The 19,109-nt window shown below is 65.4% G+C and carries 15 protein-coding genes; 5 read left to right on the top strand and 10 right to left on the bottom strand.

Annotated elements, in window-relative coordinates; genetic code table 11:
• Window positions 1-23: 23 nt before the first annotated feature.
• From C1704_RS09145 to C1704_RS09110, 8 genes are all read right to left on the bottom strand, one after another.
• Entirely contained in the window at window positions 24-1,199 is a 1,176-nt protein-coding gene (locus C1704_RS09145; protein WP_104302410.1) for an acetyl-CoA C-acyltransferase, read from the bottom strand.
• 40 nt (window positions 1,200-1,239) lie between these two features.
• On the bottom strand, window positions 1,240-3,333 hold the full coding sequence (locus C1704_RS09140; RefSeq protein WP_104302409.1) for a 3-hydroxyacyl-CoA dehydrogenase NAD-binding domain-containing protein: 2,094 nt from the start codon (window positions 3,331-3,333) through the stop codon (window positions 1,240-1,242).
• A 134-nt stretch (window positions 3,334-3,467) separates the two neighbouring features.
• On the bottom strand, window positions 3,468-4,163 hold the full coding sequence (locus C1704_RS09135) for an ABC transporter ATP-binding protein (protein WP_104302408.1): 696 nt from the start codon (window positions 4,161-4,163) through the stop codon (window positions 3,468-3,470).
• Window positions 4,164-4,167: 4 nt separating this feature from the next.
• Entirely contained in the window at window positions 4,168-4,950 is a 783-nt protein-coding gene (locus C1704_RS09130) for an ABC transporter ATP-binding protein (protein ID WP_104302407.1), read from the bottom strand.
• On the bottom strand, window positions 4,947-6,248 hold the full coding sequence (locus C1704_RS09125; protein WP_104302488.1) for a branched-chain amino acid ABC transporter permease: 1,302 nt from the start codon (window positions 6,246-6,248) through the stop codon (window positions 4,947-4,949). The genes C1704_RS09130 and C1704_RS09125 overlap by 4 nt, the downstream gene beginning before the upstream one ends.
• A gap of 48 nt (window positions 6,249-6,296) precedes the next feature.
• Window positions 6,297-7,337 (bottom strand): branched-chain amino acid ABC transporter permease, encoded by a 1,041-nt coding sequence (locus C1704_RS09120; RefSeq protein ID WP_104302406.1) that lies wholly within the window; start codon window positions 7,335-7,337, stop codon window positions 6,297-6,299.
• Between the two features lie 110 nt (window positions 7,338-7,447).
• The gene (locus C1704_RS09115) at window positions 7,448-8,665 is read right to left on the bottom strand and encodes a branched-chain amino acid ABC transporter substrate-binding protein (RefSeq protein ID WP_104302487.1); all 1,218 of its coding nucleotides are present in this window, start codon (window positions 8,663-8,665) and stop codon (window positions 7,448-7,450) included.
• 145 nt (window positions 8,666-8,810) lie between these two features.
• Entirely contained in the window at window positions 8,811-10,442 is a 1,632-nt protein-coding gene (locus C1704_RS09110; RefSeq protein ID WP_104302405.1) for a 3-(methylthio)propionyl-CoA ligase, read from the bottom strand.
• Window positions 10,443-10,618: 176 nt separating this feature from the next.
• Here C1704_RS09110 and C1704_RS09105 point away from each other — a divergent pair, with 176 nt between their 5' ends.
• The 5 genes from C1704_RS09105 to C1704_RS09085 all read left to right on the top strand — a co-directional run bounded on the left by C1704_RS09105 (window position 10,619) and on the right by C1704_RS09085 (window position 14,342).
• On the top strand, window positions 10,619-12,109 hold the full coding sequence (locus C1704_RS09105) for a protein adenylyltransferase SelO (RefSeq protein WP_104302486.1): 1,491 nt from the start codon (window positions 10,619-10,621) through the stop codon (window positions 12,107-12,109).
• Window positions 12,106-12,510 (top strand): peptide-methionine (R)-S-oxide reductase MsrB, encoded by a 405-nt coding sequence (gene msrB, locus C1704_RS09100; protein WP_104302404.1) that lies wholly within the window; start codon window positions 12,106-12,108, stop codon window positions 12,508-12,510. Before C1704_RS09105 ends, msrB begins: the two co-directional genes overlap by 4 nt.
• A 27-nt stretch (window positions 12,511-12,537) precedes the next feature.
• Window positions 12,538-13,164, top strand: coding sequence for a septation protein A (locus tag C1704_RS09095; protein WP_104302403.1), 627 nt, complete (start codon window positions 12,538-12,540; stop codon window positions 13,162-13,164).
• Between the two features lies 1 nt (window position 13,165).
• A complete protein-coding gene (locus C1704_RS09090) occupies window positions 13,166-13,432 on the top strand; it encodes a BolA family protein (RefSeq protein WP_104302402.1) in 267 nt (88 codons plus the stop codon).
• A gap of 88 nt (window positions 13,433-13,520) precedes the next feature.
• Window positions 13,521-14,342, top strand: coding sequence for a peptidylprolyl isomerase (locus C1704_RS09085; RefSeq protein WP_104302401.1), 822 nt, complete (start codon window positions 13,521-13,523; stop codon window positions 14,340-14,342).
• A gap of 53 nt (window positions 14,343-14,395) precedes the next feature.
• Here the strand turns inward: C1704_RS09085 and C1704_RS09080 are convergent, their stop codons facing one another.
• Window positions 14,396-15,109: an acetyltransferase domain-containing protein gene (locus tag C1704_RS09080; RefSeq protein ID WP_104302400.1), complete on the bottom strand. Its 714-nt coding sequence runs from the start codon at window positions 15,107-15,109 to the stop codon at window positions 14,396-14,398.
• Window positions 15,097-19,086 carry a phosphoribosylformylglycinamidine synthase gene (gene purL / locus C1704_RS09075; protein ID WP_104302485.1) on the bottom strand — a complete coding sequence of 1,330 codons (3,990 nt, stop codon included), beginning with the start codon at window positions 19,084-19,086 and terminating at the stop codon, window positions 15,097-15,099. Before purL ends, C1704_RS09080 begins: the two co-directional genes overlap by 13 nt.
• Window positions 19,087-19,109 lie beyond the last annotated feature (23 nt).

The following is a 19,109-nucleotide window of genomic DNA, read 5'->3' as shown; positions in this document are numbered from 1 at the left end:
GGGCGCTTCACCTTCCCTTCAATTCAGAGCACTTCGAACACGCCGGCAGCACCCATGCCACCGCCGATGCACATCGTCACGCACACCCGCTTGGCGCCCCGGCGCTTGCCCTCGATGAGCGCATGGCCGGTCAGGCGCTGGCCGCTCACACCGTAGGGGTGACCGACCGCGATCGCGCCGCCGTTCACGTTCAGGCGATCCATCGGGATGCCCAGGGTGTCAGCACAGTACAGCACCTGCACGGCAAAGGCTTCATTGAGCTCCCACAGGTCGATGTCGGCCACCGTCAGGCCCAGGCGCTTGAGCACCTTGGGCACGGCAAACACCGGGCCGATGCCCATTTCGTCGGGCTCGCAACCGGCCACGGCGAAACCGAGGAAGCGGCCCAGCGGCTTGAGCCCGCGCTGCTCGGCCAGCTTCTCGTTCATCACCACGCAGGCGCCTGCGCCGTCCGAGAACTGGCTCGCATTGCCTGCCGCGATCACCCCGCCTGGCAGCGCCGGGCGGATACCGGCCACGGCCTCGTAGGTGGTGCCGGGGCGCAGACCCTCGTCGGCGGTCACGGTGACCTCCTTGGTGCGCAGACCCATGACCGGGTCGGCCACGCCTGCCGTGACCGTGATGGGCACCATCTCGTCGTTGAACTTACCGGCTTCCTGCGCGGCGCAGGCCTTCTGCTGGCTGGCGGCGCCGTATTCGTCCATGCGTTCACGCGAGATCTTGTAGCGCTTGGCGACCTGCTCGGCGGTCTGCAGCATGCTCCAGTAGATCTCGGGCTTGTGCTGCATCAGCCAGGCTTCGCGGATCATGTGCGTGTTGGCTTCGTTCTGCACGCAGGAGATGCTCTCCACCCCGCCGGCCACGTACACATCGCCTTCGCCGGCGATGATGCGCTGGGCCGCTGTGGCGATGGTCTGCAGGCCGCTGGAGCAGAAGCGGTTGATGGTCATGCCGCTGGTGGTGATGGGCAGACCGGCGCGCAGCGCAATCTGTCGGGCGATGTTGCTGCCGGTGGCCCCCTCGGGCGTGGCGCAGCCCATGATGACGTCATCGACTTCGGCCGGGTCGATGCCGGCGCGCTCGACGGCAGCCTTCACGGCGTGGCCGCCCAAGGTCGCACCGTGGGTCATGTTGAAGGCGCCCTTCCAGCTCTTGGCCAGCGGTGTACGGGCGGTGGAGACGATCACTGCATCAGTCATGTCGATTCCTCGGAATATGGGTGTCGGTGCGAAAGCGCCCTCAATTGAAGCTCTTGCCCTCGGCGGCAAGGCGGGCGAGCAACGGCGCCGGCTGCCAGAACTGGGCATCGTCGTTAGGGTTCTTGGCGAAACGCTTCATCGCCTGCACCACGTTGAACAGACCCTGCGAGTCGGCATAGCACATCGGACCGCCGCGGAAGAGCGGAAAGCCATAGCCGGTGAGGTAGACCATGTCGATGTCGGAGGCGCGCAACGCAATGCCTTCCTCCAGGATCTTGGCCCCTTCGTTCACGAGGGCGTACACCAGGCGGCCGACAATCTCGTCGTCACTGATCTTGCGGGGCTGAATCCCCATGTCGGCACGGTGCTTCTCGATCATCTCGTTGACCACCGGCGATGGGATGGCATCGCGCTTGCCTGGCTTGTAGTCGTACCAGCCGGCCCCTGTCTTCTGGCCGAAGCGACCCATCTCGCACAGCAAGTCAGCAGTCTTGCTGTAGCGCATCTCGGGCTTCTCGACGTAGCGGCGCTTGCGGATGTACCAACCCACGTCGTTACCGGCCAGATCCCCCATGCGGAAGGGCCCCATCGCAAAGCCGAAGCGCTCGATGGCCTTGTCCACCTGCTCGGGCGTGCATCCCTCTTCCAGCAGGAAGCCGGCCTGGCGGCTGTACTGTTCGATCATGCGGTTGCCGATGAATCCGTCGCACACGCCAGACACCACGGCCGTCTTCTTGATCTTCTTGGCCAGTTGCATCACCGTGGCGAGCACGTCCTTGCCGGTCTTCTCACCCCGGATCACTTCCAGCAGCTTCATCACATTGGCCGGACTGAAGAAGTGCATGCCGATCACGTCCTGCGGACGCTTGGTGAAGGCAGCGATCTTGTTCACATCCAGAGTCGATGTATTCGTCGCCAGAATCGCTCCGGGCTTCATGACCGCGTCGAGCTGCTTGAACACCTGCTCCTTCACGCTGATGTCCTCGAACACCGCTTCGATGACCAGGTCGGCATCACCGATGGCGCTGTAGTCGAGCGTGGTGGACAGCAGCGCCATGCGCTGCTCGAACTTGTCCTGCTTGAGCTTGCCCTTCTTGACCTGGGCTTCGTAGTTCTTGCGCATCACACCCACACCCCGGTCGAGTGCCTCTTGCTTCATCTCGAGGATGACCACCGGGATGCCGGCGTTCAGGAAGTTCATGCTGATGCCGCCCCCCATCGTGCCGGCACCGATGACGGCCACCTTGTTGATGGCGCGCACCGGCGTGTCCTCCGGCACATCGGGAATCTTGCTGGCGGCCCGCTCGGCGAAGAAGGCATGCCGCAGTGCGGCGCATTCCGGTGTGAGCATCAGGTTGATGAACTGCTCGCGCTCGAAGGCCAGGCCGTCGTCGAAGCGTCTGGTGGTGGCAGCTTCAACGCAGTCCACGCACTTGGCCGGTGCCGGGAAGTTGCGCGCCATGGCCTTGACCGTGTTGCGGGCAAACTGGAAATAGCCCGCCCCCTGTTCATGCTCGGCCTTCAGGTCGCGCACACGTGGCAGCGGGCGCTGCCCTGCGACCTCGCGAGCGAAGGCCAGCGCACCGGCCAGCAGGTCACCCTCGATGATGCGGTCGAAGAGCTTCTGGCCCGGGATCCCGGCCAGCACCTCACTCTTGACCGGATCACCGCTCACGATCATGTTCAGCGCGTTCTCGACCCCGATCACGCGGGGCAGGCGCTGGGTGCCGCCAGCGCCGGGCACGAGACCGATCTTCACTTCCGGCAACGCCACCTGCGTGCCAGGCGCCGCCACCCGGTAGTGGCAGCCCAGGGCCAGTTCCAGCCCACCGCCCATGCACACGCTGTGGATGGCGGCCACGACCGGCTTGCTGGTGTTCTCGGCCATCTTGATGACGCTCAGCAGGTTCGGTTCCTGTGTCGCCTTCGGCGAACCGAACTCGCGGATGTCGGCACCCCCACTGAAGGCCTTGCCGGCGCCAGTGATGACCACCGCCTTGACGGCAGGGTCATTCTCAGCGCGTTCGAGGCCATCAGTGATGCCCTTGCGGGTGTCGTAGCCCAGCCCGTTGACCGGGGGGTTGTTCAGGGTGATCACGGCAACGTCGCCGTGGAGCTCGTAGCTGGCACTCATCGGTAGGCCCCTATGCAGTGGAAGACTGACAAATAGAACGATCGTTCGAGTTTAAGAAACAACAACGCCGGCGCTTTGTCGCCGGCGTGACAGAACGGAGCAAATGTGCCCTCGCGGCGCCGTGGCCGGGCAAGCTACACCTCCAGCCACTCCTTGCGAATATAGGCGTTCGTGCGAAGGTCGTCAGGTGTGCCCTCGAAGACGATGCGGCCATGGCCCATCACGTAGCAGCGCGTGGAGATCTGCAAGGCGATGGTGAGCTTCTGCTCGACCAGCAGCACACTCACACCGCGCCGCTTGAGCTCGTTGAGATACTCGGCCACCTGCTCGACGATCTTGGGGGCCAGCCCTTCGGTGGGTTCGTCGATCATGATGAGATCCGGGTCCCCCATCAGGGTGCGGCACAGCGTGAGCATCTGCTGCTCGCCGCCCGAGAGCACGCCCGCCTCGGTGTGCTGGCGTTCCTTCAGCCGGGGAAACAGCTGGTACATGTCGTCGAAGCTCCACCGGCCCGACTGCCCCTGCTTCTTCTGGCCCAGCATCAGGTTCTGGTGCACCGTGAGCTTGGGGAAGATGTCGCGGTTCTCGGGCACATAGCCGATGCCACGGTGAGCGATGTCAAAGGCGTGGTGGCCCAGGATCTCTTCGCCCTTCCATTTCACGGAGCCCTGACCATCCACCAGGCCCATCACGGTCTTGACGGTGGTGGAACGCCCGGACCCGTTGCGTCCCAGCAGGCTCACGATCTCGCCCGGTTTGACGTCCATGTGAACGCCATGCAGCACGTGGCTCTTGCCGTAGAAGGCGTGCAGGTTCTCGATGTGCAGCATGGCTTCAGGCTCCCGCAGTGGCGGCGGCGGCCTGCTGCTCGGCCAGCACCGATCCCAGATAGGCTTCCTGCACGCGCTGGTTCGCACGCACGGCTTCGGGCTCGTCGTAGGCAATGACTTCGCCATAGACGAGCACGGCAATCTTGTCGGCCAGCCCGAACACCACCCCCATGTCGTGTTCCACCGTGAGCAGCGTCTTGCCTTCGGTGACTTCCCGGATGAGCTGGATGAACCGCTTGGTCTCGGACTTGCTCATCCCTGCCGTCGGTTCGTCCAGCAGGATGACGTTGCTCCCGCCGGCGATCGTCAGCCCGATCTCCAGGGCACGCTGCTCCGCATAGGTGAGGTTCATCACCTGCGTGTCGCGCTTGCGGTCGAGCTTGAGCATCTCCAGCACTTCGTCGGCGCGGTCGTTGGCATCGTCCAGGTCGGCCAGAAACTTCCAGAAAGCGTACTTGTAGCCCATCGACCAGAGCACGGCGCACCGAACGTTCTCGAACACCGTCAGCCGGTGAAAGAGGTTGGACACCTGGAAACTGCGGGCCAAACCCCGGCGATTCACCTCATAGGGTTTGAGCCCGTCGATACGCTCCCCATTGAGCAGGATCTCGCCGCTCGTGGGCGCAAAGCGCCCGCTGATCAGGTTGAACAGCGTCGACTTGCCGGCGCCGTTCGGCCCGATGATGGCCACACGTTCGCCGGCGTTCACCTGCAGGCTGGCGCCGCGGATGATCTCGGTCTTGCCAAAGCTCTTGCGGACGTCCTTGAGTTCGACTGCGAAGCTCATAGGGCCTCCCGGCGACGGATTTCCAACTCGATTTCCTCCTGGATCCGACTCCATTCCCGCACGAACGCTCGCCGCGAGACCTCGAAGAGTGCCGCTCCGGTGATGAGAACGAAGACGGCGCCAAACCAGCTGTCCAGGCTGTGGGCGTTCAGTGTGGCCCCCATGAACTTCAGCTCGGGGCCCAGCGCAACGTTGAGCTGCATGTGATAGACCATCTCGATCATGGCCGCCGCGCCGACAACGGCCACGGCGCCGGTCCCGCCCAAGGCCAGGTAGGAGGTCCACAGTCTTCGCAACTTCCCGAACGCCGCCACGCGCAGGTTCATCATGATCAGGCTCGCGATGCCGCCCGGGGCATACATCACCATGAAGAGGAAGATCAGGCCCAGGTAAAGCAGCCAGGCAGCGGTCATCTCGGACAGCAGCACGAAAGCCACCACCATGAGGATGGCGCCGATGATGGGACCAAAGAAGAAGGTCGCCCCTCCCAGGAAGACAAAGAGCAGGTAAGCGCCCGAGCGGGCTGCACCGACCACTTCAGCGGTGACGATCTCGAAGTTCAGCGCCCCCAGCCCTCCGGCGATGCCGGCGAAGAATCCCGAGGCGCAGAAGGACAGATAGCGCACCATCTGCGTGTTGTAACCGACGAACTCCACCCGCTCCGGGTTGTCTCGCACGGCATTGAGCATGCGTCCGAGCGGCGTGCGCGTGAAGGCGTACATCGCTGCCGTGCAGATGAAGGTGTAGACCGCAATCAGGTAGTACAGCTGCACCTGCGGGCCGAAGGTGATGCCGAAGGGGCGGGCTCCCGTGACACGATCACCGGTGATACCGCCCTCGCCTCCGAAGAACTCCGGGAACATGAGGGACATCGACCAGACCAGTTCACCGATACCCAGCGTGATCATCGCGAACGGCGTGCCAGCCTTCTTGGTGGTGACCCAGCCCAGCAGCACGGCGAAGAAGAGTCCTGAGATCCCGCCGATCAGAGGCAGCAGACTCACCGGGAAGCCCTGCAGCGTGCCACCGCTGATCATGTTGAGGGTGTGGATGGTGAGGAAGGACCCCAGGCCGGAGTACACCGCGTGCCCGAAGCTGAGCATCCCCCCCTGCCCGAGCAGCATGTTGTAGGCCAGACAGGCAATGATGGCGATGCCCATCTGGGAGAGCATGGTCATCGACAGGCCGCTGGTAAAAATCATCGGACTGACGAGCAGCACGAGGGCATACAGCGTCCAGATGATCCAGCGTCCGACGTTGTAGGGCTTGAAATGGTAGGCCGGCCGAGCGGCGCCCATGGCAGGCTGCGGCGGGGCCTTGGCGTTGATGGAATGCGCTTGCATGGATCAGCCCTCCCGGGTACCGAGGAGGCCCTTGGGGCGGAAGATGAGAATCAGCACGAGGAAGAGGTAAGGCAGGATGGGCGCCACCTGGGACACCGTGAGCTTGAGCATCGGATAGCCGAAGGTCTCCGGTGTGATGGCCCAGCCGAACTTGGCAAAGAAGTTGATGAACGAGTAATCGATCGCCACCGCGAAGGTCTGGATCACGCCGATCAGGATCGAGGCCAGGAACGCCCCGGCCAGCGACCCCATGCCGCCGACCACCACCACCACGAAGATGATGGCGCCCACCGTGAAGGCCATGCCGGGTTCGGTGACGAAGGCGTTGCCGCCGATCACCCCGGCCAGGCCGGCCAGCGCGGCACCGCCGCCGAAGACCAGCATGAACACACGGGGCACGTTATGACCCAGCGCCTCCACCATCTCGGGGTGTGTAAGTGCCGCCTGGATGACCAGGCCGACACGGGTGCGGGTGAGCATCAGCCAGATGGAGGCCAGCATGAGCAGGGCGACCAGCATCATGAAGCCGCGGTACTTCGGGAACTGCGTGCAGACGATGCGCACCCCCTCCTCGGCCGAGCGGCACATTTCCTGGGGGGCCAGGCCCCAGACGAAATCCAGCGCGCCGGCGGTGGAGCCCACGATCGTGAACAGCGGCCCCTGCAGCGCCTCGGGCACGCGGTAGTCCACCGCGGAGCGCCCCCAGATGAGCTGCACCAGTTCCAGGATCACATAGCTCAGACCAAAGGTGATGAGAAGCTCCGGCACGTGACCGAACTTGTGGACCCGGCGAAGACAGTACTTCTCGAACAGGGCGCCGGCAAGCCCGACCAGCAGAGGCGCCACGACGAGAGCCGGCCAGTAGCCCACCACCTGCATCGTCGTGTAGGCGATGTAGGCGCCCAGCATGTAAAAGCTCGCATGGGCAAAGTTGAGCACACCCATCATGCTGAAGATCAGCGTCAGGCCCGAGCTGAGCATGAACAGCAGGAGCCCGTAGCTCAGGCCGTTCAGCATCGAGATCGTGAAGAACTGGAGGTCCATCGACGGTCAGCGCCGCAAGGCGCGCAGGTCAGAGAAGCGGGTCAAAGAAAAGGGCCCGACAGGAAGATGCCATCGGGCCCGGGGAAGTGCGAGACTGCCCTGGTGGAGGTTCAGGGACGCTTCATCTGGCAGGACGTCGGCGTGCTCGACACGTACGGTTCATAGTACTTCACAGGCACGAAGGTGTAGCCGGTGTTCTCCGGGCTGTAAGTGTTCTTCGCATCCGTCTTCTGCCAGCGGGCGATGTAAAGGCCCTGCTGCAGCTGATGGTCGGTGCGGCGCATCTCCACGTCGCCATTGAAGCTCTTGAACTTCAGGCCGCTCATGGCCGCGGCCACCTTCACGGGGTCGGTGGACTTGGCCTGCGCCATGGCGTTGCTCAGCAGCGCAAACGCGTGATAGGTGGCGCCGGTGTACCAGTCGTCGTTGAAGCGCTTGCGGAACTCGTCCTGGATCTTGGCGACCTCGCCACCCATGTTGTAGTGGTTGTAGGACACCTGATAGACACGGCCTTCGCCGGCGGCGCCCATGGCCGTGGGCGTGCCGCTCACGCCGCCGTAGTACACGTAGAACTTGGCATTCAGGCCGGCGTCGTTGGCCGCCTTGATCAGCAGCGTCAGGTCCGAGCCCCAGTTGCCGGTGATGACCGTGTCAGCCCCCGAGGCCTTGATCTTGGCAATGTAAGGCGCAAAGTCGCGCACCTGGGCCAGCGGGTGGAGATCTTCGCCCACGATCTTGATGTCGGGACGCTTGCGCGCCAGGTTCTCCTTCGCGTACTTGGCCACCTGATGGCCGTGGGCATAGTTCTGGTTGATGAGATAGACATTCTTGATGTCGGACTGATCCTTCATGAAGGTGGTCAGTGCTTCCATCTTCATCGAGGTGTCCGCATCCAGACGGAAATGCCAGTAGCTGCACTTGCTGTTGGTGAGGTCCGGGTCGACCGCGGCATAGTTGAGGAAGACGACTTCCTTGCCGGGGTTGCGCTCGTTGTGCTTGGTGACGGCATCCGACAGCGCGAGCGCGGCGCCGGATCCGTTGCCCTGGACGATGTAGCGCACCCCCTGGTCGATGGCCGACTTGAGGGCGTTCAGGCTTTCCTGGGGACTGAGCTTGTTGTCGATGCCGATGACTTCGAACTTCACGCCGGCCGGGTTGTTGCGGCTGAAGTACTCGGCCATGAACTGGAAGCTCTTGAGCTGGTTCTGGCCGACCGTGGCCATCAGGCCCGTCAGCGGGTCGATCCAGGCCACTTTGACGGTCTCGCCCTTCTGGGCGAAAGCAGCACCGCAGCACAGCGCGGCCGCGGCAAGAATCGAGAGTTTCATGTGGGTGCGGCGAGTGAACATCGAGTGTCTCCTTGAGCTGTTGGCGGCGGGTGTGGAGAGGCTACAGAACTTCGTTTGCGGCTCGTACAGGGAATGCCCGTAGCGGGTGTCTCGCTGGCGACAGGCAAGCCCGACAGCCCCTCATTCAGGTCGGCAATACGTGCGCAGCGAACTGCTCGCGCAGCTTGAGCTTCTGTATCTTGCCGGTCGCGGTATGGGGGATCTCGTCGACGAAGACGACATCGTCCGGGATCTGCCATTTGGCGATCTTGCCCTCGTAGAACGCGAGCATCTCTTCGCGCGTGAGGGACTGACCCGGCTTGCGCACGACGATCAGCAGAGGCCGCTCGTCCCATTTCGGGTGCTTGCAGGCGATGGCCGCAGCTTCATGGACGGCCGGGTGGGCCATGGCGATGTTTTCGAGGTCGATGGAGCTGATCCATTCGCCCCCTGACTTGATCACGTCCTTCGACCGATCGGTGATCTGCATGAAGCCGTCGGGGTCAATGGTGGCGACGTCACCCGTGGGGAACCAGCCGTCCTGTAACGGCGATTCGTCGCGACGGAAGTAGCTCTGGATCACCCACGGACCACGCACGACCAGGTTACCCGACGCCTGACCGTCCCATGGCAGAGGCCGCCCGTCGTCCCCGGTGATCTGCATGTCGATGCCGTAGATCACCTTGCCTTGCTTTTCGAGGATGCGCCGCTGCGCCTCGGGCGGCAGGTCGAGATGCTTGGCCTTGAGCTTGGACAAAGTGCCCAGTGGCGACAGTTCCGTCATGCCCCAGGCATGGATGACCTGAACCCCGAAGTCGTCCTCGAGCGTGCGGATCATGGCCGGTGGGCAAGCCGAGCCGCCGATCACCGTGCGCTTGAAGGTGCTGAACTTCAGGTTGTTCTGCTTGGCGTAGGTGATGAGACCCAGCCAGACCGTGGGCACGCCCGCGCTGAAAGTCACCTTCTCCGATTCGAACAGTTCGTAGAGCGACTTGCCATCCAGGTGCGGTCCCGGCAGGACCAGCTTGGCCCCGACCAGCGCACCGGAATAGGGCAGCCCCCAGGCGTTGACGTGGAACATCGGCACCACCGGCAGGATCACGTCCTGGGCCGAGCTGCCCATCGCATCGGGCAAGGCCGAGGCATAGGCATGCAGCACGGTCGAGCGATGGCTGTAGACGGCCCCCTTGGGATGGCCCGTGGTCCCCGACGTGTAGCAGATGCTGGAGGCCGTGTTCTCGTCAAACTCCGGCCAGGTGTAGTTCCCGTCCTCGGCTTCCACCAGTTCCTCGTAGCACAGCAGGCCGGGGATGCCGGTCTGTGCCGGCATGTGGGCCCGATCAGTCATCAGCACGAAATGCTTCACGCTGGACAGACCCGGGGCAAGCTTCTCGACCAGCGGAAGAAAGCTCAGGTCGAAGCACAACACGCGGTCTTCCGCGTCATTGATGATCCAGGCGATCTGCTCGGGGAACAGGCGCGGGTTGATGGTGTGGCACACCAGCTCCGAGCCGGAGGTGCCGTAGTAGATCTCGAAGTGCCGGTAGCCGTTCCAGGCCAGCGTACCCACCCGGTCGCCCGGCTGACAACCCAGCCGGGCCAGCGCCTGGGCCAGCTTGCGAGCACGCAGTTCCGCATCCCGGTAGGTGTAGCGGTGAACATCGCCTTCCACCCGCTTGGACACGATCTCGGTGTCCGCACAATGGCGTGCAGCGTGCTTCAGCAGCGACGAGATCATCAGGGGCATTTGCATCATCTGGCCCATCAGGCGCGACATCGGGAACTCCTTCCGTGGATGTGACCGAAACTGGAACGGTCGTTCGTTTTCGATGATAGAAACCATGCTGCAGCGCAGCGCCTGCGGTTTTCCCTGAGGAACGTTCGCGATGCCGACGCCATCGGCCCATGGCCCTGGGCCCCTCCCCTCTTTCGCTCGGTGGCTACACTGACCTGATGAACGCTCCTTTCGAGAGGGCTTTCCCCACCGGTTTGCAGTGGATCAACCGCTATGCCGACCTTGGCGACGCCTTTCACACACGGCTGAGGGCCCAGGCTCTGCCTGAGCCGCGCTGGGTCGCCACCAGCCCTGCCGCGGCCGACTGGCTGGGGTGGCCCAGGGACTGGTGGACATCGACCGCAACCGATGCCCTGTCGGTGTTCAGCGGGAATGCCGTGTGGCCGGGGATGGACCCGCTGGCCACTGTTTACGGTGGTCATCAGTTCGGGGTGTGGGCCGGCCAGCTTGGCGATGGGCGAGCCCTGCTGCTGGGCGAGGTGCGCACCCCGCACGGAGGCGTCGAGATCCAGCTCAAGGGCAGCGGGCGAACGCCCTACTCCCGCATGGGCGACGGACGCGCCGTGCTGCGATCGTCCATCCGTGAATTCCTGTGCTCGGAGGCCATGCACGCCCTGGGCATTCCCTCCAGCCGGGCCCTGTGTCTCGTCGCCTCACCCCAGCCAGTCCTTCGCGAAACCGTCGAGACGGCCGCCGTCGTGACCCGCCTGGCGCCCAGCTTCGTGCGATTCGGGCATTTCGAGCACTTCTGCCACCACGGGCAGCCCGAGGCCCTGCGCCGTCTGGCCGACTTCGTCATCGACCACCACCTGCCGGCCTGCCGCGACCACGCCCAGCCCTATGCAGCCCTGCTGGACACCGTGGTGCGTCGCACGGCCGAGATGGTGGCCCACTGGCAGGCGGTAGGCTTTTGCCATGGGGTGATGAACACCGACAACATGTCCATCCTGGGCCTCACGATCGACTACGGCCCCTTCGGTTTCCTGGATGCCTTCGACCCTGGCCACATCTGCAACCATTCCGACACCCAGGGTCGCTACGCCTACCATCGCCAGCCCCAGGTCGCCCTGTGGAACCTGCACGCCCTGGCCCAGGCCCTGATGCCCTTGATCGAGGACACGGACCTGGCCCTGGCCGCGCTGGAGACCTTCCGCAGCGCCTACCCGGACGCCCTGATGCGCCTCATGCGTGCCAAGCTGGGTTTGCGTACGCGCGAGGACGGCGACGCTGAACTGGCCGACGCCTGGCTGGCGCTGCTGGCGCGCGACCGGGTCGACCACACCCTCGCCTGGCGACGCCTGAGCCAGCTATCGGCCGACCCAGCCCAGGACGCCGGCCCGGTGCGCGACCTCTTCATCGACCGCCAGGCCTTCGACGCCTGGGCGCAGCGCTACCGCGAGCGCCTGGCGCGGGAATCGAGCGTGGATGTCGAACGCCGCACCGCGATGGACCGGGCCAACCCGAAGTACATTCTGCGCAATCACCTGGCGGAAATCGCCATCCGGCAAGCCCAGGCCGGAGACGACAGCGAGGTGCAGCGCCTGCTGCGCGTGCTCGAGCGCCCCTACGACGAGCAGCCCGAGCATGAGGCCTACGCCGCCCTGCCCCCCGACTGGGCGCACAGCATCGAGGTGTCCTGTTCATCATGAGCGACTACGAGATCCAGAAATCCGACGACGAGTGGCGCCGTCAGCTCGACCCCATGGCCTACCGCGTCACGCGTCAGGCCGCCACCGAGGCCCCCTTCACCGGGCGCTTCTGGCGGCACGACGCCGACGGAATCTACCGCTGCATCTGCTGCAACGCGGCCCTCTTCGACTCCTCCACGAAGTTCGATGCCGGCTGCGGATGGCCAAGCTACACCCAGGCCATCGAGGACGGCCGCATCGAGCGGGTGATGGACTACAGCCACGGCATGGTGCGCGTCGAGGTGCGGTGCAGCCGTTGCGGTGCCCACCTCGGGCACGTCTTTGACGACGGGCCCGAGCCCACCGGGGAGCGCTACTGCATCAACTCCGCAGCCCTGGATTTCGAACCTCGTCAAGGATGAGGTCGCCTACCCCAAGGCTGCTCCTCGATGAAGCTCCTCTTCGATTTCCTGCCGCTCATTCTGTTCTTCACCAGCTTCAAGCTGGCCGAATCCCGGCCCGAGCTGGCCGCCGGGCTGGCCACGGCCTGGTTTGGCCCGCTGGCCTCGCGTGGGGCGGTCGATGTCGATGCGGCCCCCGTGCTGCTGGCCACCGCCGTGGTCATGGCGGCCACGGCGCTCCAGATCGGGTGGCTCCTCGCCCGCGGGCGGCGTGTGGACACCATGCTCTGGGTGAGCCTGGCGCTCGTGCTCCTGCTCGGCGGCGCCACGCTGTGGTTCCACAGCGAGACTTTCATCAAGTGGAAGCCCAGCGTGCTCTACTGGATCATGGGCGCCAGCCTGTGGGCCAGCCACACGCTGTTTCGCCACAACCTGCTGCACGCCCTGCTGGGCGGGCAGATCGAACTCCCCACCGCCATCTGGCAGCGCCTCAACTTTGCCTGGATCGCCTTCTTCGGGCTGATGGGCCTGCTCAACATCTATGTGGCCTACAGCTATCCCACCGCCGTGTGGGTGAACTTCAAGGTCTTTGGCTCACTGGCACTGATGCTGGTGTTCCTGATCGCCCAGGCGCTCTACCTGAGCCGATATCTCAAGAACGAGGAGCCCTCCTGACATGCCCGTGAGCGCCCAGCAGATCGAAACCCGTTTGCGGGAGGTTCTGGACCCGGTCGTCCTGGCCGTCCAGGATGACAGCCACCTCCACGCCGGCCATGCCGGCGCTCGTGAAGGCCGGCATTTCAGTGTCCATGTGGTGAGCCAGCGCTTTCACGGTTTGTCACGTCTGGCCCGGCACCGGCTCGTGTATGATGCCCTCGCCCCGTTGATTCCTCAGGGCATCCACGCGCTGGCGCTGCGCACGCAGGCCCCCGACGAGACCTGAGATTCCCCGGACCGCGGTGGGATCATCCTCACCGCCGGCATGCAGCGGCCCCCGGCCGCGCTTTTCTTTCAACCACGAGGTTTCCTGCATGAAGAAGTCTGTTTTCGCCATCGGTGCGTTGAGCCTGGCCCTGGGTGCCACGCTGCTGCCGGCCACGGCGATGGCCCAGAACGTGGCCATCGTCAACGGCAAGGCCGTGCCGAAGGCGCGCGTGGATGCGCTGCTGGAGCAGGTCCAGCGTCAGGCCCAAAGCACCGGCCGCCAGCTGCCCCCGGACATCGAGCGACTGGCCCGTGACCAGATCGTCCTCAACGAGATCTTCACCCAGGAAGCCGAGCGCCGCGGTCTGGCCGGCACCCCCGAGTACCGCCGCCAGATGGAACTCGTGCGCCAGAACGTGCTGATCCAGTCCCTGTTCCAGGATTTCGAGAAGAAAAATCCCGTCACCGACGCCGAAATCCAGGCCGAGTACGACAAGTTCAAGGCCCAGGCCGGCAGCGAGAAGGAATACCGCGCCCGCCACATCCTGGTCGAGAAGGAAGACGAAGCCAAGCGCCTGATCGCCCAGATCAAGGGCGGCGCCAGCTTCGAGGACCTGGCCAAGAAGAACTCCAAGGACCCGGGCTCGGCCGCCAATGGCGGTGACCTCGACTGGGCCGAAGCCGGCAGCTACGTGCCCGAGTTCTCCCAGGCCATGGTCAAGCTGAACAAGGGCCAGGTCACCGACGCGCCGGTCAAGTCGCAGTTCGGTTTCCATGTGATCAAGCTGGAAGACGTGCGCGAAGCGCAGTTCCCGCCGCTGGAGGACGTCAAGCCCCAGATCCAGCAACGCCTGCAGCAGCAGAAGATGATCGACTTCCGCGAAGGCCTGCGCAAGGCGGCCCGCACGGACTACAAGTTCGAGCAGTGAGACGCCGCCTGCCGGCCTGATCAAGCGCCCCGCGGGGCGCTTTTTTCATGGCGTCATCGCAGCCACCAGGCCATGGCAGCCAGCGCCCCGATGAAGATCGGCTGGTGCAGCATGTAGAAGCTCAGGCTCCAGCGCCCCAATACCGCCAGAGGCGCCAAGGCGTGTGGCACGTCGCCAGCGAGCCAGCCCGGCCGCCGAGCCAGCATCCATTGCCCCGCCGCCAGGCCCCACCACATCACGCCCAGCCACGGCAGAAGGGGCACGTAGTCTTCAGTCACGGGCTTGCGGGTGATGAGGCCCACCCAGTTGGTCCAACGGGTGTCGAAGAAGGGATGCTGGACGAAGTGCGGCAACACGATGGCCAGCAGGCCCAGTGGCCACAGCCAGCGCCCCCAGCCCGCGCTCAGCCGGGTCACGATGAGCATCACGGCGATGCCATGCAGCACGCCGAAATAGATGAAGCTGCGGGGGAACATCAGGTAAGAGCCGGCGCTGACCAGAAGCGCGCAACCGGCGACCTGGCCCCAGCGGCGCCAGAAGCGGGGCCAGCCCTGCCCTTGCTGCCAGGCCACCGCCTGACCGAGCCCTGCACAGAAGAGGAAGAGCGACACGATGGCCGTGCGCTGGGTGGTCCAGAACGGGTCCGTGTAGAAGTTCTGGCGGATGAACCCGAAGTGGTTCAGGTCGTAGCAGAAATGGTAGGCCGCCATCCAGACGATGGCGACCGCCCGCAGCACATCGAGCCGGTCGAACCTCAGCCGATCCATCGGCGCGCGTTGCGGAACATGCGCATCCAGGGGCTGAAGGCCGCGGCGTCGCCGGAGGTCCAGCTCATCTGGATGTTGCGGAACACGCGTTCAGGGTGCGGCATCAGCGCAGTGAAGCGGCCGTCGGCGGTGGTCACCGCGGTCAGGCCGCCGGGGCTGCCATTGGGGTTGGCCGGGTAGGCTTCGGTGGGGCGGCCCTGGCTGTCCACGAAGCGCATGGCGGCATGCACAGCCTTGGCGTCCCCACGCTGCGAGAAGTCGGCATAGCCTTCCCCATGGGCCACGGCGATGGGCAGCAGGCTGCCGGCCATGCCGGTGAAGAAGACCGAGGGGCTGTCCAGCACCTCGACCTGGCTCAGGCGAGCCTCGAACTGCTCGCTGCGGTTGCGCGTGAAGCGCGGCCAGGCGGCCGTGCCCGGGATGATGGGCGAGAGCGCCGCCATCATCTGGCAGCCGTTGCACACGCCCAGCGCAAAGCTGTCGGATCGGTTGAAGAAGGCCGCGAACTGTTCGGCCAGCTGAGGGTTGAACAGCACCGAGCGCGCCCAGCCCTCGCCGGCCCCCAGGGTGTCCCCGTAGCTGAAGCCACCGCAGGCCACCAGGCCCTGGAACTGCTCGAGCCTCGCGCGGCCGGCCTGCAGGTCGCTCATGTGCACGTCGTAGGTGTCGAAGCCCGCCTGGTCCATGGCGTAGCTCATCTCGACGTGGGAGTTGACCCCCTGTTCCCGCAGGATCGCCACCTTCGGACGCGCCAGGTTCAGGAAGGGCGCGGCCACGTCCTCCGCCGGATCGAAGCTCGGCTTCACCTGCAGCCCGGCATCGGCGGGGTCGCCGGCCGCGTCATGCTCGGCCTGCGCGCAGGCCGGGTTGTCGCGCAGCATCGCGATGCGCCAGCTCACCTCGTCCCAGGCCTGGTGCAGATCGCGCAGCGAGGCGGAAAAGACCGACTTCGCGTCGCGCCAGACCTCCACCGTGCCGCGGTCGTTGGGCTTGCCGATCACATGGCTGTGGCGCGACAGGCCATGGCGGCGCAGCACGGCGATGGCGTCGTCGCGCCGGGCCGTGGGCACCTGCAGCACCACACCGAGTTCCTCGTTGAAAAGCGCTCGCAGCGTGAGCTCGTTGCGGCGCTCGCTCACCTGCTGCGCCCAGTTCTTGGAGTCGCCGTACTCGGCCCGGCTGTCGCCGATGCCATCGCTTTCGGTCACCAGCAGATCCACGTTCAGGCTCACACCGCGGCGGCCGGCAAAGGCCATCTCGCACACCGACGCCCACAGGCCGCCGTCACTGCGGTCGTGGTAGGCCAGCACCAGCCCTTGCGCCCGAAGTTCGTTCACCGCGTCCACCAGCGACTTCAACAGGGCCGGGTCGTCCAGGTCGGGCACCTCACCGCCAAAGGCACCCTGGGCCTGCGCCAGGATGGAGCCGCCCAGGCGGTGCCGGCCTTGTCCGAGGTCCACCAGGATCAGCGTGGTGTCGCCCTCGCGCAGTTCGGGGGTGAGGGTGCCCCGCACATCGTCGAGCGTGACGAAGGCCGAAACGATCAGTGAGACCGGAGCGGTCACCTGCTTGTCCATGCCATCGTCGCGCCAGCGCGTGCGCATGGACAACGAATCCTTGCCCACGGGCACGCTGATGCCCAGTGCCGGGCACAACTCCATGCCCACGGCTTTCACCGTGTCGTACAGCGCGGCGTCCTCACCCGGCTCGCCGCAGGCGGCCATCCAGTTGCAGGAAAGCTTCACGCGCGTGAGCTCGATCGGGGCCGCCAGCAGGTTGGTGAGGGCCTCGGCCACGGCCATGCGGCCCGAGGCCGGGGCATCGATCGAGGCCAGCGGCGTGCGTTCGCCCATGCTCATGGCTTCGCCGCGAAAACCGCTGTAGTCGGCCAGGGTGACGGCGCAATCGGCCACCGGCACCTGCCAGGGCCCCACCATCTGATCACGATGGCTCAAGCCCCCCACCGTGCGGTCGCCGATGGTGATCAGGAATCGCTTGCTGGCCACGGTGGGGTGACGCAGCACGTCGAAGGCCACCCGCTGCAGCGTCACACCGGTGAGGTCCAGCGGGGGCGCCTGTCGGGCAACGCGGCGCACGTCGCGGTGCATCTTGGGTGGCTTGCCCAGCAGCACGTCCATGGGCATGTCGATCGCCCGCTCGCCGCCAGGACCGTCTTCCAGCACCAGGGCCTGGTCGCTGGAGGCCACGCCCACGACCGCGAAGGGGCAGCGTTCGCGTTCGCACATGGCCTCGAAAAGCGGCAGACTCTGCGGCGCCACCGCCAGGACGTAGCGCTCCTGGCTCTCGTTGCACCAGATTTCCTTGGGTGCCAGACCGCTTTCCTCCAAGGGCACCTTGCGCAGGTCGAAGGTGGCACCCATGCCGGCGCCATCCACCAGCTCCGGGAAGGCATTGGAGATGCCCCCGGCGCCCACGTCATGGATGGCCAGAATGGGATTGGCCTCACCCAGGCCGAAACAATGGTTGATGACCTCCTGGGCACGGCGCTGGATCTCGGGGTTGCCGCGTTGCACGGAGTCGAAATCGAGCTCGGCCGCGTTCACTCCGGCCGCCATCGAACTGGCCGCCCCGCCGCCCATGCCGATGCGCATGCCCGGCCCGCCGAGCTGGATCAGCAGCGTTCCCGCACCGAAGGGCAGCTTGTGTGTCTGGCCATCGCGGATGCGACCCAGCCCGCCGGCGATCATGATGGGCTTGTGGTAGCCGCGGCGCAGGCCGTCCACGTCCTGCTCGTACACACGGAAGTAGCCCCCCAGGTTGGGCCGGCCGAATTCGTTGTTGAAAGCTGCCCCGCCCAGCGGGCCTTCAATCATGATCTGCAAGGCGCTGGCAATGTGGGTCGGCTTGCCGTAGGGCGCGCGCTCCCAGGGCTCGCTGGTGCCCGGCAAGTGCAGGTTGGACACCGAAAAGCCCGTCAGGCCTGCCTTGGGCTGGGCGCCGCGGCCGGTGGCGCCCTCGTCGCGGATCTCGCCGCCTGCGCCGGTGGAGGCCCCAGGGAAAGGCGAAATGGCCGTTGGATGATTGTGGGTTTCCACCTTCATCAGCACATGGGCCACCTCGTAATGGGCGGCGTAGCGCGGCGCATGGGTGTAACCCTCGGGACGCCAGGCGCGCACCGGGCCGCCTTCCATCACCGCAGCGTTGTCGGCATAGGCCACCACGGTGTGCTGAGGCGCAAGCTGATGGGTGTTGCGGATCATCGCGAACATCGAGCGCTCCTGGGGCTGCCCGTCGATCGTGAAGTTCGCGTTGAAGATCTTGTGGCGGCAGTGCTCACTGTTGGCCTGGGCGAACATCATCAGCTCGACGTCGCTCGGGTTGCGCTTCAAGCCCTGGAAGGCCGCGACGAGATAGTCGATCTCGTCATCGGACAAGGCCAGGCCGAAATCCCGGTTGGCGGCTTCCAGCGCGGCTCGGCCTTGGCCGAGCACGTCCACGTGTTCCATGGGTTTGCCCGGCTGTTCGTCAAACAGATGGGCACAGGCCTCGCGCTCGAAGGCGACGCTTTCGGTCATGCGGTCGTGCAGCTCGGCCGCCAGGGCCTGCAGGGTGGCGGTATCCAGCGGTTTGGGGCTGCGCAGCAGGCCGCCCTTGAGCTCCAGGCGGTACTCGGTGACACGCTCCACGCGCCTGAGGCCCTCCAGTCCGCAGTTGTGGGCGATGTCGGTGGCCTTGGAGGCCCAGGGAGACACCGTTCCCAGGCGCGGAAGCACCACCACCAGCGGGCCTTCGGTCGGGCCGGCATAGGGGTCGCCGTAGTTCAGCAGGGCCGCCAGTTTGTCCTGGGCATCCCGGGCCAAGGGGCCTTGCACCCAGACCCAGTGCACATGACGGGCACTCACCCCCACCACTTGCGGCGCATGGGCCTGGAGACGCGGCAGCAAGGCCTGGGCGCGGAAGGCGGACAGGGCATTGCCGCCCTCGAAGTGCAGGAGGTGTTTGGCGGAGGCAGTCACGTGGGGGAACTCGTGCAGGTGGA

It is taken from the genome of Caldimonas caldifontis (genome assembly GCF_002930615.1).
In the GTDB taxonomy this organism is placed as follows: Bacteria; Pseudomonadota; Gammaproteobacteria; order Burkholderiales; family Burkholderiaceae_C; genus Caldimonas; species Caldimonas caldifontis.
Note: the sequence above shows the minus strand (reverse complement) of the source record. Positions and strands in the feature narration are given on the sequence as shown.

Bases quoted from the DNA above. Each gene is read 5' to 3' on its own strand.
- C1704_RS09145 (WP_104302410.1), bottom strand. From the start codon at position 1,199: ATGACTGATGCAGTGATCGTCTCCACCGCCCGTACACCGCTGGCCAAG.
- C1704_RS09140 (WP_104302409.1), bottom strand. From the start codon at position 3,333: ATGAGTGCCAGCTACGAGCTCCACGGCGACGTTGCCGTGATCACCCTG.
- C1704_RS09135 (WP_104302408.1), bottom strand. From the start codon at position 4,163: ATGCTGCACATCGAGAACCTGCACGCCTTCTACGGCAAGAGCCACGTG.
- C1704_RS09130 (WP_104302407.1), bottom strand. From the start codon at position 4,950: ATGAGCTTCGCAGTCGAACTCAAGGACGTCCGCAAGAGCTTTGGCAAG.
- C1704_RS09125 (WP_104302488.1), bottom strand. From the start codon at position 6,248: ATGGGCGCCGCTCGGCCGGCCTACCATTTCAAGCCCTACAACGTCGGA.
- C1704_RS09120 (WP_104302406.1), bottom strand. From the start codon at position 7,337: ATGGACCTCCAGTTCTTCACGATCTCGATGCTGAACGGCCTGAGCTAC.
- C1704_RS09115 (WP_104302487.1), bottom strand. From the start codon at position 8,665: ATGAAACTCTCGATTCTTGCCGCGGCCGCGCTGTGCTGCGGTGCTGCT.
- C1704_RS09110 (WP_104302405.1), bottom strand. From the start codon at position 10,442: ATGTCGCGCCTGATGGGCCAGATGATGCAAATGCCCCTGATGATCTCG.
- C1704_RS09105 (WP_104302486.1), top strand. From the start codon at position 10,619: ATGAACGCTCCTTTCGAGAGGGCTTTCCCCACCGGTTTGCAGTGGATC.
- msrB (WP_104302404.1), top strand. From the start codon at position 12,106: ATGAGCGACTACGAGATCCAGAAATCCGACGACGAGTGGCGCCGTCAG.
- C1704_RS09095 (WP_104302403.1), top strand. From the start codon at position 12,538: ATGAAGCTCCTCTTCGATTTCCTGCCGCTCATTCTGTTCTTCACCAGC.
- C1704_RS09090 (WP_104302402.1), top strand. From the start codon at position 13,166: ATGCCCGTGAGCGCCCAGCAGATCGAAACCCGTTTGCGGGAGGTTCTG.
- C1704_RS09085 (WP_104302401.1), top strand. From the start codon at position 13,521: ATGAAGAAGTCTGTTTTCGCCATCGGTGCGTTGAGCCTGGCCCTGGGT.
- C1704_RS09080 (WP_104302400.1), bottom strand. From the start codon at position 15,109: ATGGATCGGCTGAGGTTCGACCGGCTCGATGTGCTGCGGGCGGTCGCC.